Source organism: Variovorax multivorans (assembly GCF_051216835.1).
In the GTDB taxonomy this organism is placed as follows: domain Bacteria; phylum Pseudomonadota; class Gammaproteobacteria; order Burkholderiales; family Burkholderiaceae_C; genus Variovorax.
Genome location: NZ_JBPJZL010000006.1, coordinates 382056 through 404095, shown reverse-complemented (window position 1 = coordinate 404095; position 22040 = coordinate 382056). Strand labels below are relative to the sequence as shown.

Below are 22040 nucleotides of genomic sequence, written 5' to 3'. Positions count from 1 at the left end.
GCGCGCACGGCCTGATCAGCGCGACGACTTGTTTGTCGTGCCGCTGACGCCGGCGTCGATCGTGCCGAACACCGTGACGCCGCTGCCGCCGGTCGCGCCCGATGTATTGGCGCCGCTGCTGGCCGGGGCCGGACCGGTGCCCGCGCAGCCTGACACCAGCGCGCCCATTGCGATCACGAACACGGCTGCAATGAATGGCTTCACTGGAAACTCCAAAGATGGTTGACGGTTGTTGCCGGCCCACTATAGGCGGCCGGCCCGCCCGCCCTGTAACAACACGCCCGATACCGGCAGGGTTGTTTCACGCAGCCAGTCGATCAGCGCACGCAGCTTGGGCGGCACGCGCCTGCGGTCGGGGTAGTACAGCGTCAGGTCGGGCAGCGGCGTGGTCCAGTCGGCCAGCAGCTGCACCAGCCGGCCGTCGGCGACGTGGCGCTCGGTGTAGCTGCTGATCAGGTTGGCGATGCCGATGCCGTCGACCGCCGCGTCGAGCATCACGGCCACGTCGTTCATCACGAGGCGGCCGCTCACCGCGAGCGTCATGGCCTCGCCGTCTTTCTCGAATTCCCACCGCTCCAGCTGGCCCGAGCTCTCGAAGCGAAAGCCGATGCAGTCGTGCGTCAGCAGCTCGCGCGGGTGCACCGGCGTGCCGTGTTCGGCCAGGTAGCGCGGCGCGGCGACGATGCTGTTGGCCAGCGGCCCGCCGACCTTCACCGCCACCATGTCGCGCTCCACCATGCCGCCGAAGCGGATGCCGGCGTCGAAGCCCCGGCTCACGATGTCGACCAGCGCGCTGTCGATCGACACCTCCACGTCGATCTGCGGATAGGCGCGCAGGAAGCCGGCCAGCGCCGGCTGCAGCACGAACAGGTAGGCCGCACGCGGCAGCGTGAGCCGCAGCAGGCCCGCGGGCCGCTCGGCGCTGTCGCTCAGTTCGTCGGAGGCCGAGGCCAGCTCCTGCACTGCCGGGCGGATGCGTTCCAGAAAACGGGCACCGGCTTCGGAGAGGTTCACGCTGCGCGTGGTGCGGTTGAACAGCGGCACGCCCACGCGCTTCTCGAGCAGCCGCACCGCCTGGCTCACGGCCGAGGGCGAGACGCCCAGCCGTACCGCTGCGGCCGAAAAGCCGCGAGTTTCGGCCACGGCCACGAAGGTGACGAGTCCGTCTAGCTGGTCCTGGCGCATGGGTGCGTTCCGTTTGATCTTGAAGAAAACCTTCAAAGTGCTTCATCGATTGGGCGGATTATCAAAGCGATGCCGCCCGCGCACAGTCAGGCCATCGGTTCTTCCATCCACCCTTCAAGGACATCGCCATGACGGTTTCTTCTTCTCCCAGGACCTGGTTCATCACCGGCGTCAGCAGCGGCTTCGGCCGAGCGCTGGCGCAGGAGGCGCTGGCCGCCGGCCACCGCGTGGTCGGCACGCTGCGCAACGAGGCCGCGCGCGCCGAATTCGATGCCCTGCAGCCCGGCCGCTCCTTCGGCCGCTTGCTCGACGTGACGCAGGGCGCCGAGGTCGCCCGCGTGGTGGCCGAGGTCGAAGCCTCTGTCGGCCCGATCGACGTGCTGGTCAACAACGCCGGCTATGGCCACGAAGGCACGGTCGAAGAATCGTCGCTCGACGAGCTGCGCCAGCAGTTCGAGGTGAACGTGTTCGGCGCAGTGGCCGTCGCCAAGGCGGTGCTGCCCTTCATGCGGGCGCGACGGCGCGGCCACATCCTCAACATCACGTCGATGGGCGGCATCGTGACCTTCCCGGGGCTGGGCTACTACCACGGCAGCAAGTTCGCGCTCGAGGGCATCTCGGAGACGCTGGGCAAGGAAGTGGCGAGCTTCGGCATCCACGTGACTGCCGTGGAGCCCGGCGGCTTCCGCACCGACTGGGCGGGCCGATCGATGGTGCGCGCGCCGCAGACCATTGCCGACTACGCGCCGGTGATGGGCCCGGTGCGTGAGCGGCGGCTTGCGCGCAGCGGCAAGCAGGACGGCGATCCGGTGAAGGCGGCGCGCGCCATGATCCAGATCACCGAAGCCGCGAACCCGCCGGCCCACCTGCTGCTCGGCCCCGACGCCGTGAAGGTGGTGCGCGAGAAGCTCGGCGCGCTGCAGGAGGAGATCAAGGCGTGGGAGGCGCTGTCGGTGTCGACCGACTTCACGCCCGCCACGGCCTGATCGGCACGGGTTAGCGCGGGTCCGTGGCCAGCAGTATTTCGACCATCGAACGCAGATGCGCCTGCAGCCGGGCCGCACCGGCTTCGTCGAGCGCCAGCGTGGCCTCGTCCATGTACAGCTTGCGGTTGATCTCGACCTGGATGCTGTGCCGGTGTTCGGCAGGCCTGCCGTGCCGGCGCACCAGTTCCACGCCCTTGTAGGGGTGGTTGTAGTCCACGCTGTAGCCGAAGGCGCGCAGGTGTTCGCAGATCTTTTGCGACAGCGCCGGGTCGGCCGTGCTGCCGTCGCGGTCGCCGATCACGAAGTCGGCATGCGCCAGGCCCGGGAAGTCCGTCGCGTGGCTGGCCGCGATGGCCGGCATCGAGTGGCAGTTGATGTGGATGCTGTAGCCGTGGCGCGCATGCGCCTCGTCCACTGCCTGCGCCACCGCCGCGTGGTACGGGCGCCAGCAGGTGTCGATGCGCTGGCGCACCTCGTCCACCGGAAGCTGGCGGTCGTAGATCGGCAGGCCTTCGTCGGTGAGCTTCCAGATCAGGCCCTTGCCCAGGCGCACCTTCGACAGCACGCGCGGGTCGGTCGACAGCGGCCCGGTCCAAGCACCGTCGAGCATGGAGGGATCGACTTCGGTGAGGTCGCGATTGGCGTCGAGATAGCTGCGCGGAAAGTGCGCCTCGATCCACGCCGCGCCCATGGCGGGCGCGAAGGCGTAGAGCTTCTCGACGTGCGTGTCCTCGGCGCGGCGCAGCGTGGCCAGGTCGCGCACTGTGCGGAAGTCTTCTGGGTAGACGGTGCCGCTGTGCGGGGAGTCGAGCACCAGCGGGGTATGCCCGGCGACGCTTGTCACCTGGGCGCGGGTTTGGATCAGTTTCAGAACAGGATGCATAGGCAGGGTTCGGTCAGTCCAATCGGATGCGGGCGAATTCGGCCACCTTCTTCATCTTCTCGATCTCGCCCGCGATCTGCTTGGCGAACTCGGCCGGCGTGGTGCCCGAGGCATATAACCCCTGCAGCGCCAGGCGCTCGCGCACCGCGTGATCTTTCAGCGCGGTGGCCACGGCCTGCTGCATGCGCAGCGCGATCTCGGGCGGCGTACCGGCGGGCGCGACCAGGCCGAACCACGAAGGGTCGTTGTTGACCGGGTAGCCCAGCTCGCCATACGTCGGCACCTCGGGCAGCACGTCGAGCCGGCCGCTCCAGGACACGGCCAGCGCCTTCAGCTTGCCCGACTTCACGTGCGGCAGCGACGAAGCCACCTGGTCGAAGTACACCGGCACCTGGCCCGCGAGCACGTCGTTGATGGCCGGGCCCGCACCGCGGTAGGGGATGTGCACCATCGAGGTTCCGGTGCTGCTCTTGAACAGCTCGCCCCACATGTGGCCGATGGTGCCGTTGCCCGGCGAGGCGTACGACACCTTGCCGGGGTTGGCCTTCAGGTACTTCACCAGCTCCGCGAAGCTGCCGACCGGCAGCACTGAGGGGTTGATGACGATCACGCCCGGCGCCTTCACCAGCTCGGTCACGGCGACGAAGCCCTTGATCGGGTCGTAGGGCAGCTTCTGGTACACGGCCGGGTTCACGCCGTGGGTGGACAGCGTGGCCACGCCGAAGGTCAGGCCGTCGGGCGTGGCGCGTGCCAGCTCGGCCATGCCGATGGAGCCGCCCGCGCCGGCGCGGTTGTCGATCACCACGGGCTGCTGGAGGATCTTGCCGAGGGGCTCGCCGAGCACGCGAGCCGTGATGTCGGTGGCGCCGCCGGGCGGGAAAGGCACGACAAGGCGGATCGGCTTGCCCTGGGCGAAGGATATTCCTGGCACGACGGAAGCAGCAGCCAGGGTGGAAATGAAGTGACGACGTAGCATGGGTTTCTTCCAATGAAACAGAGAGTGATGGAGCGATTCGCTGCATTACCTGAAGCAAAGGATAGACCAGCTAACATTCCAGTCTGGAATGTTTTAATGGGCATCCCGCCATGTCACTGCGCCGTCTCAACCCGCCCCTGAACCTGCTGCGCGCCTTCTCGACCGTGGTGCGCTTCGGCGGCGTCTCGCGCGCGGCCGAGGCGCTGCACCTCACGCAGGGCGCGGTCAGCAAGCAGGTGCAGGAGCTCGAACGCTGGATCGGCGCGCCGCTGTTCGAGCGCAGCCGCAAGCGCCTGGCGCTCACGCCGGCCGGCGAGCGCTACGAGAAGGCGGTGCGCGCCACGCTCGCGCAGCTGGAGGCGGCCACGCTGGAGCTCATTACCAGCGGCGACGGCGGCGGCGCGCTGCACCTGTCCGCCCTGCCCACCTTCGGCGCCAAGTGGCTCATTCCGCGGCTGCCCGACTTTCAGCGCGCGCATCCGCAGATCACGCTGCATTTCGTGCCCTTCGTGCATGGCTACGACTTTGAGCGGCCCGAGCTCGACTGCGCCATTCTTTTCGGCGACGGCCACTGGCCCGGCGCCCGCTCGCACTACCTTGCGGGGCAGGATGTGGCGCTGATCGCCCCGCGCGCCGCGCAGGCCGAGGTGGCCATCCGCACGCCGCAGGACGTGGCGCGCTGCACGCTGCTGCGCCACGTGAGCGTGCCGCAGTCGTGGCTGCAGTGGAGCGAAACGCACGGCGTGCGCGGGCTCGATCCGCTGGCGGGTCCGCAGTTCGACCAGTTCCAGACCATGATCCGCGCGGTCATGGTCGGCATGGGCGTCGCGCTGGTGCCGCGCTGCCTGGTGCAGGACGAGATTGCCTCGGGGCTGGTGGACGAGCCCTTGCCCGGCGGCGGCTACCGCGGCAACGAGGGCTACTGGTTCTGCTATCCCGAAGGGCGCGGCCAGCTGGCCACGCTCGATCATTTCCGCAGCTGGCTGCTCGCGGAGGTGGACCGGGGCAAAGAGGCGCAGGCGCCTGCTTGATGCCTGCTGAATGCCTGCTTATTCGGGCTTCGCGCCCGAGGCCTTCACCGCCGCGCCCCACACCCCGATCTCGCTCGCCACAAAGCGGTCGAACTCGGCCGGTGTCGTGGGCGCGGGCTCGGAGCCGCGCTCGCGGATGAAGCGCGCCATCTGCTCGCTCTTCAGGATGTCCGTCACTTCGTGGTTGAGCCGCTCGACGATGTCGGCCGGCGTGCCGCGCGGCGCCATCAGGCCGAGCCAGCCCACGGCCTCGAAATTCTTCGTGCCGGCCACGCCGCTTTCGCGCACGGTGGGCACATCGGGCAGTTGCGATGAGCGCGTGGCCGAGGTGACGGCCAGCGCCACCGCCCTGCCCGACTTGATGTGCGGCAGCGCGGCCGTCACCGAATCGATCATCAGCGGCACCTGGTTGCCCAGGAAGTCCGACTGCGCCGGGCCGCTGCCCCGGTACGGAATGTGCGTGATGAACACATGCGCCGCAGACTTGTACATCTCGCCCGACAGATGCTGCGTGCCGCCGATGCCGGCGCTCGCGTAGCTCAGCCGGCCGGGCTCGGCCTTGGCGCGCGCCGTGAGTTCGGCCAGCGTGCGGATGCCGCTCTCGGGCGTTGCAAGAAACACCAGCGGCACCTTCGCGATCAGCGAGATGCCCGTCAGGTCCTTGCGCGGGTCGAAACCCGGCTTGGCATAGAGCGTCTGGTTCACCGCCATCGCGCTGCCGGCTACCACCAGCGTGTAGCCGTCGGGCTGCGAGCGCACCACGAACTCGGTGCCGATGTTGCTGCCGGCGCCGGCCTTGTTGTCGATGATCACCGGCTGGCCCAGCCGCTTGCCGAGCTGCTCGGCAAGCGCGCGGGCGAAGATGTCGGTGGCCTGCCCCGGCGGGAAGGGCACGACCAGCTTGACCGGCTTGTCAGGCCACCCGGCGGCGTGGGCCAGGCCCGCGCCGCCCAGCAGCGCGACGGCCATCGCAGCAACGCTTGCGCCGAAGTGTCTGCGCTGCATGGCTCAGGGCGCCGAGAGGTGCTTGCCCACGATGCCCGCGAGTTCGAACATCGTCACCTGGTCCTTGCCGAACACCGGCTTGAGCTTGGCATCGGCATTGATCGCGCGTTTGTTCGCCGCGTCCTGCAGGCCGTTGGCCTTGATGTAGTCCCACAGCTTCTTGATGACCTCGGTGCGCGCCACCGGTTCGGCGCCAATCACCGCGGCCAGCGAATCGCTGGGCTTCAGGCCCGCGCCGGGCTTGCGCGGTGCCGCGGCCTTCTTCGCTGCCGGTGTCTTCTTGGCGGCGGGCGTCTTCTTCGCAGCGACCTTCTTGGCCGCAGCCGTCTTGCCCGCGGGCGCGGCCTTGCCGAAGGTCTTGCGCGGCGGGAACTTGCTGCCGCCTTCGCGCGGCGCGAACTCGAAGGTCACCTTGCCCTCTTCGGCGTTCCACGTCAGGAAGGCCTTGAAGGCGCGGCGCGTGCGCATGCTCACGAACTTGTCGAGCAGGTCGGTCTTGCCGGTGGCGAGCAGCTTTTCCATCTGCGCGCGCTCCACCGGCTGCTGCAGGATGATCTTGCCGGTCTTGAAGGTGCAGCTCGGCGTGGGCTGCGCATTGGTCGGCACCGACTTCTCGCAGACGTAGTTGCTGCCATGCTCGAACACCGGCGCGCCGCACACAGGGCATGGGCCCACGGTGTCCTGCTCGCTGAAGTCGATGATCTCGCCGCTGTCTTCGTTCTTGTCGTCGCCGAAGTCGAACTCCAGCTTCCAGTTCTTCGCTTCCTCGTCGTACTTGATGACGATCTCGGAGGTGAAGGGCCAGCCGGCCTTGGAGCGGAAGCCTTCCAGCGGGCCGATGTGCTTGTCGCGCAGCAGCGCCTCGGCCTCGGCGACCTCGAAGGTGCGCCCGGCCGGCGACTTGCCGAACGAGAAGCCGCAGGCGTCTTCGCCGGTGCCGCTCTTGCCGGTGCAGGCGTAGCGGCGGTAGTTTTCGCGCACGATGCCGCTGCAGTTGGGGCACGGCGTCTGCAGGGTCGCGTAGTCGCCCGGCACGGTGTCGCGGTCGTATTCCTTGGCCTTCTTGACGATGTGCTCGGTCATCGCCGCGATCTCGCGCATGAAGGCGTCGCGGCTGAGCGCGCCCTTCTCCATCTGAGCGAGCTTGTATTCCCACTCGCCGGTCAGCTCGGCCTTGGAGAGTTCTTCCACGCCCAGGCCGCGCAGCAGCGTCATGAGCTGGAAGGCCTTGGCCGTAGGAATCAGCTCGCGGCCTTCGCGCAGCATGTACTTCTCGGTGATCAGGCCTTCGATGGTGGCCGCGCGCGTGGCTGGCGTGCCCAGGCCCTTCTCCTGCATGGCCTCGCGCAGCTCGTCGTCGTCGATGGTCTTGCCCGCGCCTTCCATGGCGCCGAGCAGCGTCGCTTCGGAGTAGCGTGCGGGCGGGCGCGTCTTCAGGCCCTTGGTGTCGACCGACTCGGCCTTCACGATCTCGCCCGGCTTCACCGGCACGAGGCGCTTGCCGTCCTTGTCGTCTTCCTTCTCGTCGTCTTGCGCTTCCTTGCCGTAGATGGCGAGCCAGCCGGGCTTGACCAGTACCTTGCCGTCGGTGCGGAAGGGATACTTCTTGCCGCCCTGCTCCACCGTGCTGATGCGCGTGGTCACCTGGTGTTCGGCGCTCGGGAAGAACACCGACATGAAGCGCCGCACCACGAAGTCATAGAGCTTCTGCTCGGCATCGCTCAGGCCGCTTGGCGCCTGCAGCGTCGGGATGATGGCGAAGTGATCCGACACCTTGGCGTTGTCGAAGATGCGCTTGTTGGGCTTGACGTAGTTGCCGTCGACCGCCTGCTGGGCGAACGGCGCCAGGTGCTTCATGCCGCTCGTGGCGAGCATGCCCATGGTCTGCTTGACCACCGGCAGATAGTCTTCCGGCAGCGCGCGCGAATCGGTACGCGGGTAGGTCAGCGCCTTGTGGCGTTCGTACAGGCTCTGCGCCAGCGCCAGCGTGGTCTTGGCGCTGAAGCCGAAGCGGCCGTTGGCCTCGCGCTGCAGCGAGGTCAGGTCGAACAGCGCGGGCGAGGCCTGCGTGGTGGGCTTGCTCTCTTCCGTCACCGTGGCGGGCTTGCCGCGCGAGGCGTCGGCGATGGCGCGGGCTTCCTGCTCGTTCCACACGCGGTCGGCGCGCTGTTCGGAGTCGGGCTCGCCGTTAGCCAGGAGCGGCGCGTTGGCCTTCTTCCAGTCGGGGTTGAACCACTTGCCCGGGTACTCGCCGGCCTCGGCCGCGAAGCTGCCGTGGATTTCCCAGTAGTCGCGCGAGACGAACTTGCGGATCTGCTCCTCGCGCTCCACAACGACGGAGAGGGTCGGCGTCTGCACGCGGCCCACGGTCGTGAGGAAGAAGCCGCCGTCGCGCGAATTGAACGCGGTCATGGCGCGCGTGCCGTTGATGCCCACCAGCCAGTCGGCCTCGGAGCGCGAGCGCGCAGCGTCGGCCAGGCCCTGCATCTGCTTTTCGGTGCGCAGCGCGTCGAAGCCGTCGCGAATGGCCTGCGGCGTCATCGACTGCAGCCACAGGCGCTTGACCGGCTTGTGAAGGCCGGCTTTGCCGCCGGCGTATTGCTCGATCAGGCGGAAGATCAGTTCGCCCTCGCGCCCCGCGTCGCAGGCGTTGATGAGCTGCGTCACGTCCTTGCGCTTGGCCTGCTTGACCACGGCGTTCAGGCGCGTCTTCGTCTTGTCGACCGGCTTGAGGTCGAAATGAGGCGGGATCACCGGCAGGTTGGCAAAGCTCCATTTGCCTCGCTTGACGTCGAACTCCTCGGGCGCCTGGATTTCGACCAGGTGACCGACAGCGCTGGTCACGACATAGGTGTCGTTCTCGAAATGCTCGTCATGTTTGTCGAATTTCCCTGCAACCGGCGTGAGGGCACGGACGATGTCCTGTGCCACCGACGGCTTTTCTGCGATTACCAAAGTCTTTGTCATCTAAGGGCTCTCTATACTCTGCGGCTTCCCGCGTGCGCACGCGCACACGCGCATGTGTGCATATTCAAACTAACAGACTTCGGCGATGCCTTCCAAATCCCCACTTTCCGCCGGTCGCCGCATCCAGACGCGGCGCTCGAATGTCCATGGCAACGGCGTGTTCGCCGTGCAGGATCTGGCCGAGGGCGAAACGCTGATCGAATACAAGGGCGAAGTCATCAACTGGAAGGAGGCGCTGCGCCGCCATCCGCATGACCCGGCCCAGCCGAATCACACCTTTTACTTTCACATCGACGACGGGCGTGTGATCGACGGCAACGTCAAGGGCAACGCCGCCCGCTGGATCAACCACTCGTGCGAGCCGAACTGCGAAGCCGACGAGGTCGATGGGCGCGTTTATATCAAGGCGCTGCGCAACATCTCCGCCGGCGAAGAGCTCAACTACGACTACGGCCTGATCATCGACGAGCCGTATACGCCAAAGCTTCTGTCCGAATTTCCTTGCTGGTGCGGCTCGGAGCAGTGCCGCGGCACGCTGCTGACGCCCAAGGACGATGAGGACGAAAAGAAGAAAAAGAAGAAGGCCAAGAAGAAGGCTGAAAAGAAAAAGGCCGAGAAGAAAGAAGCCAAGAAGGCTGAAAAGAAGGCCGACAAAAAAGCCGAGAAGAAATCCGAAAAGAAGGCGGAGAAAAAATCCGCCAAGAAGGAAAAGTCCGCCGAGGACTGACCATGAGCAGCAGCACCTCGGCCGCCTGGTTCGAAGACCGGATCGCCGCGTCGGTCGCTCCGCTGCTGCCCGGCTTCGTGGTCGAGGCCGTGGCCGAAATCGACTCCACCAATACTGAGCTGATGCGCCGTGCGCGTGCCGGCCGCGTCGAGCCCGTGCTGCTCGTGGCCGAGCGCCAGACCGCGGGGCGCGGCCGTCTCGGGCGGCCCTGGCAGAGCGCGCCGCAGCAGGAAGAATCGGCCTCGCTGACCTTCTCGCTCGGCCTGCCTCTGGCGCCGGCCGACTGGTCTGGCCTGTCGCTCGCAGTCGGTGTCAGCGTGGCCGAAAGCCTCGATCCCTCGGGCGCGCACAAGGTCGGCCTCAAGTGGCCCAACGACGTGTGGGTGAACGACTGCAAGCTGGTCGGCATCCTCATCGAAACCGCGCTGCCGTCCACCGGCAAGCCGGATGCGCCGCGCTATCTCGTGATCGGCATCGGTATCAACATCGGCGCGCGCGAAGGCGATGGCATGCGCACACCGCCGGCCTGGCTGCGCCAGTGGCACCCCGGGGCCACCGCGCCGGAAGTGCTGTGCGAACTGGCCGAGCCGCTGGTGCGCAGCGTGCTCGAATTCGAGGCCAGGGGCTTCGCGTCTTTTGCCGAGCGCTTTGCCGCGCGCGACGTGCTGCGCGGCCGCGAAGTGGTGCTCAGCGACGGCACCGCCGGCCTGTGCGAAGGCGTGGCCTGGGGCGGCGAGCTGCAGGTGCGTACCGACGCCGGCCTGCAGCTGATCTCGAGTGATGAAGTGAGCGTGCGCCCTCGCGGCATGACCCTCTGACACGTATGAAGCTGCGCCTGCTCCTCATCGTTCTGCTGCTGGCCAATGCCGGCTATTTCTTGTGGGCGCGCGGCGATCTTGCCGGCTTCGGCCTGGCTCCGGCCGCGCTCAACGAGCGGGAGCCACAGCGCATGTCGCGCCAGATCCACCCCGAGTGGCTGCAGATCCGCAAGGAAGCGAAACCGGGCGCGCCCGCTCCCTGATTCCCCTGATCAATCAAGGTGCCGCTTCACCCTCGAAGCGCACCGTGAACAGCGCTCCCGGCGGCTGCTTGCCAGGATGCGCATCCTCCAGCTTCACCCGCGCGCGGTGCTGGTTCGCAATCTCCAGCACGATAGGCAAGCCCAGGCCCGAGCCGTCGGCCTCGTTGCCGAGCACACGGTAGAAAGGCTCGAACACCAGTTCGCGGTCGGCCTCGGCGATGCCGGGGCCGTTGTCCTCCACCTGCAGCAGCAGCACGTGGCCGAAGGGGTCGGCCAGCACGCGCACGGTGATCAGGCCGGGGCGCTCGGGCGTCGACGGCGTGTAGTTGATCGCGTTGTCGACCAGGTTGCGCACCAGCTCCTTCAGCAGCGTTGCGTTGCCGTCGAACATCACGCCCGGTGCGCCCGCTTCCGCGCCGTCGTAGCCCAGGTCGATGCGCTTCTCGATCGCGCGCGGCACCGCCTCGCGCACCACCTCGATGGTGAGCCGCGCCAGGTCGCAGGGCTGGTGGTGCGCGTTGGCGCTGTTGCCTTCGGCGCGCGCCAGTGACAGCAGCTGGTTCACCGTGTGCGTGGCGCGCTTGCTCGCGCGGCCGATCTGCTTGAGCGATTGCTTGAGCTCGTCGGCGTTGGCGCCTTCGCGCTGCGCCAGGTCGGCCTGCATGCGCAGGCCCGCGAGCGGCGTCTTCAGCTGGTGCGCCGCGTCGGCCAGGAAGCGCTTCTGCGTGCCGATCGAATCGTTGAGCTTGTCGAGCAGTTCATTCACCGACGACACCAGCGGCACCACTTCCAGTGGCACCGACGATTCGTCGAGCGGGCTCAGGTCGCCCGGGCGCCGCTCGCGGATGCGCGCCTCCACCACCGACAGGGGCTTGATACCGCGCACCAGCGCCAGCCAGATCAGCAGCACCGCCAGCGGCAGGATGGCGAACTGCGGCAGCAGCACGCCCTTGATGATCTCGGCCGCCAGCACCGACTGCTTCTCGCGCGTCTCGGCCAGCTGCAGCAGCGTGGGCGGAACGTCGTCGGTGCCGCTGGCGATCCACATCGAGGCCACGCGTACCTCCTTGCCATGCAGGGCGCTGTTGTGCAGGAACACCTGGCCGGCCGGCAGCGGTTCGTCGAGGCCGGGCATCGGAATGTCGCGCTCGCCGCTCAGCAGCGTGTCGTGGCCGTCGAGCAGCTGGTAGTACACGTGGCCGGCATCGTCGGCCCGCAGGATCTCGCGCGCCGATTGCGACAGCACGAACTGCGTATGCCCTTCCTTCACCGTCACCAGCTCGGCAAGGGCCTTCACGTTGTGTTCGAGCGCGCGGTCGAAGGGCGCGTTGGCAATGCCCTGCGCCACCAGCCAGGTGACGCCGATGCTCACCGGCACCAGCAGCAGCAGCGGCGTGAGCATCCAGTCGAGGATCTCGCCGAAAAGCGAGCGCTGCGCGCGCTGGAAGAGCTTCATCGCGCCAAGTCCTCCGGCATGCCGCCGCCCGCGCGTGGCGGCTGCCGCGTCGTCGTCACTGGATTTTTTCGAGGCAGTAGCCCAGCCCGCGCACCGTCGCGATGCGCACAGGCCCCTTCTCGATCTTCTTGCGCAGGCGGTGGATGTAGACCTCGATGGCGTTGAGGCTCACCTCCTCGCCCCATTCGCAAAGGCGGTCGACCAGCTGGTCCTTGCTCACCAGCCGGCCGGCGCGCTGCAGCAGCACTTCGAGCAGGCCGAGTTCGCGCGCCGACAGCTCGATCATCTTGCCGTCGATGGTGGCCACGCGGCCAGCCTGGTCGTACACCAGCGGGCCGTGGCGGATGGCGTTGCTGGTGGTGCCCATGCCGCGCCGCGTGAGGGCGCGCACGCGCGCTTCGAGCTCCTGCAGGCTGAAGGGCTTGGCCATGTAGTCGTCGGCGCCGTGGTCCAGGCCCTTGACGCGTTCCTCGACGCTGTCGGCCGCGGTGAGCACCAGCACCGGCAACTGCGAGCCGCGCGCGCGCAGGCGCTTGAGGATCTCGATGCCGTGCAGGCTGGGCAGCCCGAGGTCGAGGATCAGCAGGTCGAACTCGTCATGGGTCATGAGCGCGGTGTCGGCCTGCGAGCCGTTCGCCACGTGGTCGACCGCCGCGCCCGAGGTGCGCAGGCTGCGCAGCAGGGCATCGGCCAGCACCTGGTCGTCTTCGGCAATCAGAATCCGCATGCGTCACCTCCGGCCCGTTCGGGCGCCAAACCGGCGCCGTTCACATTTGTCTCTGGGGCGAGTCTAGCCCGCTGTGTAGGCTTCCAGTCCAATCGTTACCACGGTGGCGATCTCGTCGCCGACGCTGTTTCGGAACTCGCTCTCGGCCTGCGTCACCGCGCTGCGGAAGGCGTCGAGCCAGGCCAGTCCGTCGGCGGTGAAGAGCACGCGCCGCGCCCGCGCATCGAGCGGATCGGGCCCGCGCGTGACCAGCCCCCAGGCCTCGCACTGGTCGACCAGCGCACCCATCGCCTGCTTGGTCATGCCGGCGCGCTCGGCCAGCTCCGTGAGGCGCGAGCCCTCGCGCGCCAGGTGCCGCGTGATGTGGATGTGCGCCGCGCTCACCTGCGCGCGCGCCGCGAGGTTCGACAGCGCCAGCGGCACGTCGACGTCGTGCGCCATCAGCTCCAGCACGCGCTCGTCGAAGCGGCGCATGGCGTGGCCGAGCAGGCGGCCCAGGTGGGTCTGGCGCCAGGCATCGGGGTCGGTCGGGAAAGCGGCTTCGGCCATGGCGGTAAATGGTAAAGCAAACTGACCAAAAAATGGGTTTACGCCAACCCATGAGCCCCTACACTACTGTTCAAGCATCCAGCCTGTAGTTAAAAGCAGATCGGATGAAACCCAACACAAACCGTTGATTTTCAAGGAGTTTCCACATGGACGCAGTCGTCAAGGGCGCAAGCATCTCGGTCGCCAACAGTGAAAAAGCCAAGGCGCTGCAAGCCGCGCTGGCCCAGATCGAAAAGCAGTTCGGCAAGGGCACGATCATGCGGCTCGGCGAAGGCGAGGCGCTCGAAGACATCCAGGTGGTTTCCACCGGCTCGCTGGGCCTGGACATCGCGCTGGGCGTCGGCGGCCTGCCGCGCGGCCGCGTGATCGAAATCTACGGCCCGGAATCGTCGGGCAAGACCACGCTCACGCTGCAAGTCATTGCCGCCATGCAGAAGCAGGCCGGCACCTGCGCCTTCGTCGACGCCGAACACGCGCTCGACGTGCAGTACGCCCAGAAGCTCGGCGTGAACCTGTCCGACCTGCTGATCAGCCAGCCCGACACCGGCGAGCAGGCCCTTGAAATCGTCGATTCGCTGGTGCGTTCTGGTGCCGTCGACCTGATCGTCATCGACTCGGTCGCCGCCCTCACGCCCAAGGCCGAAATCGAAGGCGAAATGGGCGACTCGCTGCCCGGCCTGCAGGCCCGCCTGATGAGCCAGGCGCTGCGCAAGCTCACGGCCACGATCAAGAAGACCAACTGCATGGTCATCTTCATCAACCAGATCCGCATGAAGATCGGCGTGATGTTCGGCTCGCCCGAAACCACCACCGGCGGCAACGCGCTGAAGTTCTACGCCTCGGTGCGCCTGGACATCCGCCGCATCGGCACCATCAAGAAGGGCGACGAGGCCATCGGCAACGAAACCAAGGTGAAGGTGGTGAAGAACAAGGTCTCGCCCCCGTTCAAGACGGCGGAGTTCGACATCCTGTTCGGCGAAGGCATCAGCCGCGAAGGCGAGATCATCGACATGGGCGTGACCGCCAAGATCGTCGACAAGTCGGGCGCCTGGTATGCCTACAACGGCGAGAAGATCGGCCAGGGCCGCGACAACGCCCGCGAGTTCCTGCGCGAGAACCCCGAGCTGTCGCGCGAGATCGAGAACAAGGTGCGCGAATCGCTGGGCATCCCGTTGCTGGCCGCCGATGCCGGCGCCACGCCCGAGAAGCCGCAGAAGGCTGCCAAGGCCGAGAAGGCCGACAAGGGCGAATAAGCCAGAGCGCGGCTCCCCGGGGGCCGCGCGAGCGACCCCCGCATGGCATTCAACGCCCCGTCCCTCAAAGGCCGCGCACTGCGCCTGCTGAGTCAGCGCGAGCATTCACGCGCGGAGCTGGAGCGCAAGCTGGCAAAGCATGAAGAAGAGCCCGGCACGCTGGCCAAGGCGCTCGACGAGCTGGCAGCGAAAGACTTCATCAGCGAGCCGCGCGTGGTGGCCTCGGTGCTCAACCAGCGTGCCGCCCGCTCGGGCGCGCTGCGGGTGAAGCAGGAGCTGCAGGCCAAGGGCATCGCCCCAGAGGCCATCGCTGAAGCGGTGGCCAGCCTGCAGGAGACAGAAGTCGAACGCGCCACGGCCCTGTGGCGCCACCGCTTCGACGCGCCGCCCGCCGATGCGAAGGAGCGGGCCAAGCAGATGCGATTCCTGATGGCGCGCGGGTTCTCCGGCGCCGTCGTGTCCAAGGTACTCAGGAGCGATTTCGATGAAACCGACGAATGAAGACCACGCCGCGCAGTCCCGCGTCATCACGCAGCGCGTGCAGTGCGAATGGCGCCGCGCCTATGTGCTGGCGGCCGATCCGAAGCGGCTGCCCGACTGGGCCAGCGGCCTCGCCAAGAGCGCGCTGGTGCCGCACGGCGACCACTGGATCGTGCGCACGCCCGAGAGCGGCGAGGCCCGCATGCGCTTCGCGCCGCGCAACGACCTCGGTGTGCTCGACCACTGGGTCGCGCCCGAAGGCGTGCCCGAGGTCTACCTGCCGTTCCGCGTGATCGGCGTTGCGCCCGACGCCTGCGAGCTGCAGTTCACGCTGCTGCGCCAACCGCACATGGACGATGCGGCCTTCGAGCGCGATGCACAGTGGATCGCCCGCGACCTGCAGGCGTTGCGCAACCTGCTCGAAGCCGGCTGACCGACTCAGCCGCGCACCACGATCGGCGCGAACTTGCGCCGTGCCTTCAACTGGTCGGCATCCCACTCGATGCCCAGCCCCGGCGTCTCCGGCGCCACCGCATGGCCGCCTTCGATGCGCAGCCGACTCGTCGTGAGGTCGTCGAGCTGCGGGATGTATTCCACCCAGCGCGCATTCGGCACCGCTGCGCACAGGCTCACGTGCAGCTCCATCAGGAAGTGCGGGCACATCGCGATGTTGTGCGCTTCCGCGAGATGCGCGATCTTCAGCCACGGCGTGATGCCGCCCACGCGCGCCACGTCGGCCTGCACGATGGAGCAGGCGCCCTGCTGGATGTATTCCGCAAACTGCGACGGGTGGTACATCGACTCGCCCACCGCGATCGGCACGCTGGTGCTCGCCAGCAGCTGCGCATGTCCGCGCACGTGCTCGGCTGGCATCGGCTCCTCGAACCACGCGAGATCGAGCGGCGCGTACTGGCGCGCGCGGCGAATGGCTTCGGCCACGGTGAAGCTCTGGTTGGCATCGACCATCAGCTCGAAGTCCGCGCCCACGGCTTCGCGCACGGCCGAAAGGCGTGCGATGTCCTGCGCCACATGCGGCTTTCCGACCTTGATCTTCGCGCCGAGAAAGCCGTCGGCCTTCGCAGCCAGCGTCTGCTCGACCAGTTGCGCGGGCTCGATGTGCAGCCAGCCGCCCTCGGTCGTGTAGACCGGCACGCGCGCCTGCGCACCGCCGGCCAGCCGCCACAGCGGCAGGCTCGCCGCGCGTGCGTTGCGGTCCCACAGCGCGGTGTCGATGGCCGCCAGCGCCAGGCTGGTGATGGCGCCCACGGCGGTCGCGTGCGTGTGGAAGAACAGGTCGCGCCAGATGGCTTCGTATTGCTGCGGGTCGCGCCCGATCAGGCGCGGCACCAGGTGGTCGTTCAGCAGCGCCACGATGGACGAGCCGCCCGTGCCGATGGTGTACGTGTAGCCCGTGCCCGCCGAGCCGTCGTCGCAGCGCACGGTGACCATCACGGTCTCCTGCGTCACGAAGGACTGGATGGCGTCGGTGCGCTTGACCTTGGGCGCAATGTCGATCTGCGCGATTTCTACCTGGTCGATCTTCGCCATCGTGCTCAGCCTGCGTTGCGCATCACGTCCGCCGGCAGGTCGGCGCCGTGGAATTTCTTGTAGATGGTGTTGAGCTCGCCGCTCTTGAGCTGTGCCTTCACGAACTCGTCGAGCTTGGCCTTCAGGCGCGGCTCGTTCTTGCGCATGCCGATGGCCAGCATGTTGGTCTTCATCGTGAATTTCGGCTCCATCTGCTTGGCCGGGTTCTTCTCGTTGATGGTCTTCAGCAGCGGCGGGGCGGTCGCGAAGATGTCGGCCTGTCCGCTCACCACGGCAGTGATGGAGGTGGCGTCGTCGTCGAAGCGCACGATCTGCGCGCCGGCCGGAAGGATCTTTGTCACTTCCTGGTCGTTGGTGGTGCCGCGCGTGGCAATCACTTTCTTGCCGGCGAGGTCGGCCGGGCCGGTGATGGTCATGCTCTTGGGCGCGCCCACCACGGCCAGGATGGCGGCGTAGGGCACAGAAAAGTCGACAACCTTCTCGCGCTCCGGCGTGACCGACATGCTGGAGATCACGATGTCGGCCTTGTCAGTCTGCAGGAACGGAATGCGGTTGGCGCCGGTGGTCGGCACGATCTCCAGTTCGAGGCCCAGGCTCTTGGCCAGCAGGCGCGCGGTCTCGACGTCGGAGCCCGTGGCGTTGAGCTTCTCGTCCTTCAGGCCGTAGGGCGGCACTGCGAGGTCGATGGCCACGCGGATCTTCTTGGCGGCGGTGATGGTGTCGAGCTGGTCGGCATGCGCCGATGCGCTCGCGAAGGCCAGCGGCAGTGCCAGCATGAGCGCGGACAGCAGCGCGCCGCGGCGCTTGAGCGAGAGGGAAGAAGTCATCGAAGGTCTCCTGGAGTTGTCTGAAAGAAAAATCAAAGCCCGGTGCCGATGAACTGGCGCAGCTCGGGCGTCTGCGGGTCGCTGAGGATGCCGGCGTCGCCTTCCTCCCACACCAGCCCTTGGTGCATGTAGATGACCTTGTCGGCCACGCCGCGCGCGAATGCCATCTCGTGCGTGACGAGGATCATGGTCATGCCCTCGGCCGCGAGCTTTTCCATCACCTTGAGCACTTCGCCGGTGAGCTGCGGGTCGAGCGCGGAAGTCACTTCGTCGAACAGCATCAGCTGCGGCTTCATCGCGAGCGATCGCGCAATGGCCACGCGCTGCTGCTGGCCGCCCGAGAGCTGCTCGGGGTAGGCGTCGGCCTTTTCGGCCAGGCCCACGCGCTCCAGCACTTCCATGGCGATGGCGCCGGCTTCCGATGCGCTCATCTTCTTCACCGACTGCGGCGCGAGCGTGATGTTCTGCTTCACCGTGAGGTGCGGGAACAGGTTGTAGCTCTGGAACACGATGCCCACGTCCTTGCGCAGGTCGCGCAGGTTCAGCGCAGGGTCGTGCACCGCGTGGCCGCAGCACTGGATGGTGCCGCTGTCGATGGTCTCCAGCCGGTCGATGCAGCGCAGGGCGGTGCTCTTGCCCGAGCCGCTCTGGCCGATGATGGCGACCACCTGCCCGCGCGTCACCGAGAACGACACGCCCTTGAGCACATGCAGCTTGCCGAAGTGCTTGTGGACGTCGTTGAGTTCAACCACGGGCTGCATTGAGCTTCCTTTCAAGGGCGCGACTCCATCGCGACAGCGGATAACAAAGAATGAAATACAGGACCACCGCGCACCCGAAATACAGGAAGGGCTGGAACGTCGAGTTGTTCAGCACCTTGGCGTTGTAGGAAAGCTCGGCATAGCCGACCACCAGCGACGCGATCGACGTGTTCTTGATGATCTGCACCAGGAAGCCCACGGTGGGCGGCGTCGCGATGCGCAGCGCCTGCGGCAGGATCACGCGGCGCATGCGCTCCCAGCGCGTGAGCGCCAGGCACTCGGCCGCTTCCCACTGGCTGCGCGGCACAGACTGGATGCAGCCGCGCCAGATCTCGCCGAGGAAGGCGCTCGCATAGATGGTGATGGCCAGCGCCGCCGCGACGATCGCCGGCACCGAGCCGATGCCTGCGATGTTGGGACCGAAGAAGCACACGCCCATGAGCACCAGCAGCGGCGTGCCCTGGATGACCTGGATGTAGCCCGCCGCGATGCGCCGCACCGCCTTCACGGGCGACACGCGCGCCAGCGCCACCGCCAGCCCGATGAGCCCGCCGCCCACGAACGCAAGCGCCGAGAGCTGCACCGTGCCCCATGCGCCCATCAACAGAAAGCCGAAGTGATCGATTGGCATGAAGGTCATGTCGAAACCTCTTTCGCCCGCCTCACAGCGGCGTGCCCAGCTTGCGCCGGCGCGGGAAGATCAGCATGCCCAGCAGCCAGAAGCCCAGGCGCATGGCGTACGACAGCGCCAGGTACACCACCCACAGCACGATGAAGATCTCGAAATTGCGGAAGGTGTCCGACTGGATGCGGTTGGCCACGCCGAAGAGTTCTTCCGCGCCGATCGACGACATGATGCTGGAGGCCAGCATCAGCAGCACGAACTGGCTGGCGAGCGCCGGGTACACGCGCTCCACCGCGGGCCGCAGGATCACGTGCCAGAACACCTGCAGCTTCGACAGGCCCAGGCACTGCGCCGCCTCGAGCTGGCCCTTGTGGATCGACTCGATGCCCGCGCGGATGATCTCGCAGCTGTAGGCGCCGATGTTCACCACCAGCGCCAGCACCGCGCCCACCATGATCGGCATCGTCACGCCGGCGCTGGAGAGGCCGAAGATGAGGAAGTAGCTCTGAATCAGCAGCGGCGTATTGCGAATGGCCTCCACGTAGCCGCCTGTCAGGCGCTGCAGCCAGCCGTGGCGGCTGTTGCGGCCCAGCGCGCAGACGGTGCCCAGCGCAAAGCCCAGCACCGTCGCGATGAAGGACAGCTGCACGGTGGTCCACGCGCCTTCGAGCAGCAGCGGCCACTGCTCGAGCACGGGCATGAAGTCGAACTGGTAGTTCAATGCGTTGGGCTCCGGAAGTCCAATGGAAGAAAGCGGGGGAGGGCGCCGCTCACGCAGCGCGAGCAATGCTGGCGAGCGGCAGGCACGAAGGGCCGAGCGGTTCGAAGGCCTTGTAGGTCAGGATGAATTCGCGATGTCCCAGCGCTTCGGACTTGGTGGCCGCGCCGTCGGCAACGCTGCGCACCGCGTCGAAGATTTCCTGGCCCACCTCCTGCAGCGTGCCGCGCCCTTCGAGGATGCGGCCGGCATCGACGTCCATGTCTTCGCCGAGCTGGCGGTAGGTGTCGGGGTTGGCGCAGACCTTGATGACGGGTGAGACTGCAGAGCCCACCACCGAGCCGCGGCCCGTGGTGAACAGGATGAGGTGCGCGCCGCAGGCGATCAGCTCGACGATCTCTGCGTTGTCGCTGATGTTCGGAAAGCCGAAGCGCGGCTCGCCGTCGGGCACCACGTCGAGCAGGTAGAGGCCGCCCTGCGGCGGCACGTCGCCCGGCTTCACGATGCCGTTGATGGGCGAGGCGCCGCTTTTCGCATACGCGCCCAGCGATTTCTCCTCGATGGTCGAGAGCCCGCCGTCGGCATTGCCCGGCGCGAAGCTGCCGTGGCCCATGGTGCTGTAGTAGCGCGCGGCCTTGTTCACGCATTCGACGATGGCCTCGCCGAGTTCCGGCGTGGCGGCGCGGCGCTGCATGTGGAACTCGCAGCCGATCAGCTCGCCGGTTTCCTCGAAGATGCAGCGCGCGTCCTGTTCGATCAGCAGGTCGAAGGCGCGGCCCACGGCCGGGTTGGCGGTGATGCCGCTGGTGCCGTCGGAGCCGCCGCAGATGGTGCCGACCACGAGTTCGCTCAGGTCCATGGGCACGCGCTGCTGCTGCGCGAGTTCGGCCAGCGCCCACTGCACCCACTGCGTGCCTTCGCGGATGGTGGTGCGCGTGCCGCCCTTTTGCTGGATGGTGAGCGTGTGCACCGGCCGGCCCGAGGCGGCAACGGCCTCTTCGAGCTTGCGCTTGTTCATGCTCTCGCAGCCCAGCGAGATCAGCAACGCCGCGCCCACGTTGGGGTGCGTGGCAATCGCTTCCATCATGCGTTCGGCGTATTCGTTCGGATAGCAGCCGGGGAAGCCGACGAGGTGCACTTCCGATTCACCGTCCTGCTGGCGGAAGTTGAGCGTGATCTCGCGCGCCACGTGGTGCGCACACTCGACGAGGTAGGCCACGACCACGACGTTGCGAATGCCCTTGCGGCCGTCGGCGCGCGGGAATCCGTTGATCTGGAAATTGGGAGCGTTCATGCGGGGAGGGCGCCTCAGGCGTGGCCGACGAAGGTCTTGCCCTCGTCCAGCGTGTAGGTGGGCGTGTAGTCGCTGTCGAGGTTGTGCGTGTGGATGTGCTCGCCCGCCTCTACAGGCGCGCGCAGGCTGCCGATGACGGCGCCGTACTTCAGCACCTTCTCGCCGGCCGCGATGGCATGGCGCGCGAGCTTGTGGCCCAGGCCGATTTCCTTTGCGAGCGTGACGGCGCCGTCTTCGAACTGCACTGCCGTGCCGGCGGCAAGGCGAGTGCAGGCGATCAGGCAGTTGTCGCCGGGCGAAAGCAGCACCAGCCGGGCGTCGATGGATTGCGGGTTCGGCATCCGGCGCTCAGAACTTGCGGTACTTCAGATAGGCCTCTTGCGGGTCGGTGCCCGCGAGGATGGCTGTGCGCACGAGGTTCTCGCGGCCCATCATGTGTTCGGCCTCGGTGACGATGGCCTCGGCCTGCGCGAGCGGCAGGCAGATCACGCCGTCGGTATCGGCCAGCAACAGGTCGCCGGGGTTCACCGTGACGTCGCCGATGCGCACCGGCACGTCCATTGCGTCGGGCAGCCAGTAGCCGACGATGTCGCGCGGCGTGAAGTAGCGGTGCCATACCTGGAAGCCCTGCTGCAGGATGAATTCGGCGTCGCGCACGCCGCCGTCGGCGATCACGCCCAGCACGCCCTTGCGGCCCAGCGTCTCGGCCGAGAGCTCGCCCATGTGCGACACGGTCGAGTCGTTCGGCTGGATCACGGCGATGTGGCCGGGCTTGGCACGCGAGAGAAAGCCGGTCCACGCCATCAGCGTCTCGTGGGGATCGGCCGTGGGGTCGACGCGGCCGTTCACCGTGAAGGCCGGCCCGCACATCTTCTGGCCGGCGATCAGCGGGCGCAGCGTGGGCGGCAGCGTGAAGTCGCGCAGCCCCGCGGCGCGCATCACGTCGTGGAGGATGCCCGTGTAGCAGGCTTGCAGGCGGGTGAGCAGCGAGGAGGGTGCTTGGGCCATGGATGAATCTCGT

At 67.4% G+C, this 22040-nt stretch carries 25 protein-coding genes; 8 read left to right on the top strand and 17 right to left on the bottom strand.

What is annotated here, in order from left to right; translation table 11 throughout:
- Window positions 1-15 precede the first annotated feature (15 nt).
- Together ACSFCA_RS18125 and ACSFCA_RS18120 are read right to left on the bottom strand one after the other, a co-directional pair.
- Window positions 16-204: a hypothetical protein gene (locus ACSFCA_RS18125; protein WP_435460310.1), complete on the bottom strand. Its 189-nt coding sequence runs from the start codon at window positions 202-204 to the stop codon at window positions 16-18.
- Window positions 205-243: 39 nt separating this feature from the next.
- Window positions 244-1185: a LysR family transcriptional regulator gene (locus ACSFCA_RS18120; protein WP_435460311.1), complete on the bottom strand. Its 942-nt coding sequence runs from the start codon at window positions 1183-1185 to the stop codon at window positions 244-246.
- 128 nt (window positions 1186-1313) lie between these two features.
- On the opposite strand from ACSFCA_RS18120, the gene ACSFCA_RS18115 reads away from it, so the two are divergent.
- Complete coding sequence (locus ACSFCA_RS18115; protein WP_435460312.1) at window positions 1314-2171, top strand: oxidoreductase; 858 nt, start codon at window positions 1314-1316, stop codon at window positions 2169-2171.
- A gap of 10 nt (window positions 2172-2181) precedes the next feature.
- Here the strand turns inward: ACSFCA_RS18115 and ACSFCA_RS18110 are convergent, their stop codons facing one another.
- Both ACSFCA_RS18110 and ACSFCA_RS18105 read right to left on the bottom strand, forming a co-directional pair.
- Window positions 2182-3054 carry an N-formylglutamate amidohydrolase gene (locus ACSFCA_RS18110; RefSeq protein ID WP_435460313.1) on the bottom strand — a complete coding sequence of 291 codons (873 nt, stop codon included), beginning with the start codon at window positions 3052-3054 and terminating at the stop codon, window positions 2182-2184.
- Between the two features lie 13 nt (window positions 3055-3067).
- Window positions 3068-4030: a tripartite tricarboxylate transporter substrate binding protein BugE gene (locus ACSFCA_RS18105; protein ID WP_258352185.1), complete on the bottom strand. Its 963-nt coding sequence runs from the start codon at window positions 4028-4030 to the stop codon at window positions 3068-3070.
- Window positions 4031-4140: 110 nt separating this feature from the next.
- On the opposite strand from ACSFCA_RS18105, the gene ACSFCA_RS18100 reads away from it, so the two are divergent.
- On the top strand, window positions 4141-5061 hold the full coding sequence (locus ACSFCA_RS18100; protein ID WP_258352186.1) for a LysR substrate-binding domain-containing protein: 921 nt from the start codon (window positions 4141-4143) through the stop codon (window positions 5059-5061).
- An 18-nt stretch (window positions 5062-5079) separates the two neighbouring features.
- Here ACSFCA_RS18100 and ACSFCA_RS18095 read toward each other — a convergent pair whose 3' ends face one another.
- On the bottom strand, window positions 5080-6066 hold the full coding sequence (locus tag ACSFCA_RS18095) for a tripartite tricarboxylate transporter substrate binding protein (protein ID WP_435460314.1): 987 nt from the start codon (window positions 6064-6066) through the stop codon (window positions 5080-5082).
- 3 nt (window positions 6067-6069) lie between these two features.
- Window positions 6070-9033 carry a DNA topoisomerase III gene (locus ACSFCA_RS18090; RefSeq protein ID WP_435460315.1) on the bottom strand — a complete coding sequence of 988 codons (2964 nt, stop codon included), beginning with the start codon at window positions 9031-9033 and terminating at the stop codon, window positions 6070-6072.
- A gap of 85 nt (window positions 9034-9118) precedes the next feature.
- On the opposite strand from ACSFCA_RS18090, the gene ACSFCA_RS18085 reads away from it, so the two are divergent.
- From ACSFCA_RS18085 to ACSFCA_RS18075, 3 genes are read left to right on the top strand one after another with little or no spacing between them, the layout of a single operon-like run.
- Window positions 9119-9760, top strand: coding sequence for an SET domain-containing protein (locus ACSFCA_RS18085; RefSeq protein WP_435460316.1), 642 nt, complete (start codon window positions 9119-9121; stop codon window positions 9758-9760).
- 2 nt (window positions 9761-9762) lie between these two features.
- Window positions 9763-10578: a biotin--[acetyl-CoA-carboxylase] ligase gene (locus ACSFCA_RS18080; RefSeq protein WP_435460317.1), complete on the top strand. Its 816-nt coding sequence runs from the start codon at window positions 9763-9765 to the stop codon at window positions 10576-10578.
- Window positions 10579-10583: 5 nt separating this feature from the next.
- Window positions 10584-10781: a sporulation protein gene (locus ACSFCA_RS18075; RefSeq protein ID WP_093055196.1), complete on the top strand. Its 198-nt coding sequence runs from the start codon at window positions 10584-10586 to the stop codon at window positions 10779-10781.
- Window positions 10782-10794: 13 nt separating this feature from the next.
- Here the strand turns inward: ACSFCA_RS18075 and ACSFCA_RS18070 are convergent, their stop codons facing one another.
- The 3 genes from ACSFCA_RS18070 to ACSFCA_RS18060 all read right to left on the bottom strand — a co-directional run bounded on the left by ACSFCA_RS18070 (window position 10795) and on the right by ACSFCA_RS18060 (window position 13513).
- Window positions 10795-12237, bottom strand: a complete 1443-nt coding sequence (locus ACSFCA_RS18070; protein WP_435460318.1) for a sensor histidine kinase — start codon at window positions 12235-12237, stop codon at window positions 10795-10797.
- Window positions 12238-12292: 55 nt separating this feature from the next.
- Window positions 12293-12964: a response regulator transcription factor gene (locus tag ACSFCA_RS18065; protein ID WP_093055200.1), complete on the bottom strand. Its 672-nt coding sequence runs from the start codon at window positions 12962-12964 to the stop codon at window positions 12293-12295.
- A 63-nt stretch (window positions 12965-13027) separates the two neighbouring features.
- Window positions 13028-13513, bottom strand: coding sequence for a MarR family winged helix-turn-helix transcriptional regulator (locus tag ACSFCA_RS18060; protein WP_435460319.1), 486 nt, complete (start codon window positions 13511-13513; stop codon window positions 13028-13030).
- Between the two features lie 146 nt (window positions 13514-13659).
- Here ACSFCA_RS18060 and recA point away from each other — a divergent pair, with 146 nt between their 5' ends.
- The 3 genes from recA to ACSFCA_RS18045 are packed head-to-tail and all read left to right on the top strand — an operon-like array spanning window position 13660 to window position 15679.
- Window positions 13660-14766: a recombinase RecA gene (gene recA, locus ACSFCA_RS18055; RefSeq protein WP_093055204.1), complete on the top strand. Its 1107-nt coding sequence runs from the start codon at window positions 13660-13662 to the stop codon at window positions 14764-14766.
- 42 nt (window positions 14767-14808) lie between these two features.
- Complete coding sequence (recX, locus tag ACSFCA_RS18050) at window positions 14809-15267, top strand: recombination regulator RecX (RefSeq protein ID WP_097197619.1); 459 nt, start codon at window positions 14809-14811, stop codon at window positions 15265-15267.
- On the top strand, window positions 15251-15679 hold the full coding sequence (locus ACSFCA_RS18045) for an SRPBCC family protein (protein ID WP_307614714.1): 429 nt from the start codon (window positions 15251-15253) through the stop codon (window positions 15677-15679). Before recX ends, ACSFCA_RS18045 begins: the two co-directional genes overlap by 17 nt.
- 5 nt (window positions 15680-15684) lie before the next feature.
- Here the strand turns inward: ACSFCA_RS18045 and ACSFCA_RS18040 are convergent, their stop codons facing one another.
- The 8 genes from ACSFCA_RS18040 to ACSFCA_RS18005 are packed head-to-tail and all read right to left on the bottom strand — an operon-like array spanning window position 15685 to window position 22027.
- Window positions 15685-16794: a mandelate racemase/muconate lactonizing enzyme family protein gene (locus tag ACSFCA_RS18040; protein WP_435460320.1), complete on the bottom strand. Its 1110-nt coding sequence runs from the start codon at window positions 16792-16794 to the stop codon at window positions 15685-15687.
- 5 nt (window positions 16795-16799) lie between these two features.
- The gene (locus ACSFCA_RS18035) at window positions 16800-17621 is read right to left on the bottom strand and encodes a transporter substrate-binding domain-containing protein (protein WP_435460321.1); all 822 of its coding nucleotides are present in this window, start codon (window positions 17619-17621) and stop codon (window positions 16800-16802) included.
- 32 nt (window positions 17622-17653) lie between these two features.
- Entirely contained in the window at window positions 17654-18382 is a 729-nt protein-coding gene (locus ACSFCA_RS18030; RefSeq protein ID WP_093076300.1) for an amino acid ABC transporter ATP-binding protein, read from the bottom strand.
- A complete protein-coding gene (locus ACSFCA_RS18025) occupies window positions 18366-19022 on the bottom strand; it encodes an amino acid ABC transporter permease (protein WP_371127368.1) in 657 nt (218 codons plus the stop codon). Before ACSFCA_RS18025 ends, ACSFCA_RS18030 begins: the two co-directional genes overlap by 17 nt.
- 22 nt (window positions 19023-19044) lie before the next feature.
- Window positions 19045-19728, bottom strand: a complete 684-nt coding sequence (locus tag ACSFCA_RS18020) for an amino acid ABC transporter permease (protein ID WP_435460322.1) — start codon at window positions 19726-19728, stop codon at window positions 19045-19047.
- 49 nt (window positions 19729-19777) lie between these two features.
- Window positions 19778-21019 carry a UxaA family hydrolase gene (locus ACSFCA_RS18015; protein ID WP_435460323.1) on the bottom strand — a complete coding sequence of 414 codons (1242 nt, stop codon included), beginning with the start codon at window positions 21017-21019 and terminating at the stop codon, window positions 19778-19780.
- Between the two features lie 14 nt (window positions 21020-21033).
- The gene (locus tag ACSFCA_RS18010) at window positions 21034-21360 is read right to left on the bottom strand and encodes a UxaA family hydrolase (RefSeq protein ID WP_435460324.1); all 327 of its coding nucleotides are present in this window, start codon (window positions 21358-21360) and stop codon (window positions 21034-21036) included.
- A gap of 7 nt (window positions 21361-21367) precedes the next feature.
- Window positions 21368-22027 carry an RraA family protein gene (locus ACSFCA_RS18005; RefSeq protein ID WP_093055222.1) on the bottom strand — a complete coding sequence of 220 codons (660 nt, stop codon included), beginning with the start codon at window positions 22025-22027 and terminating at the stop codon, window positions 21368-21370.
- Window positions 22028-22040 lie beyond the last annotated feature (13 nt).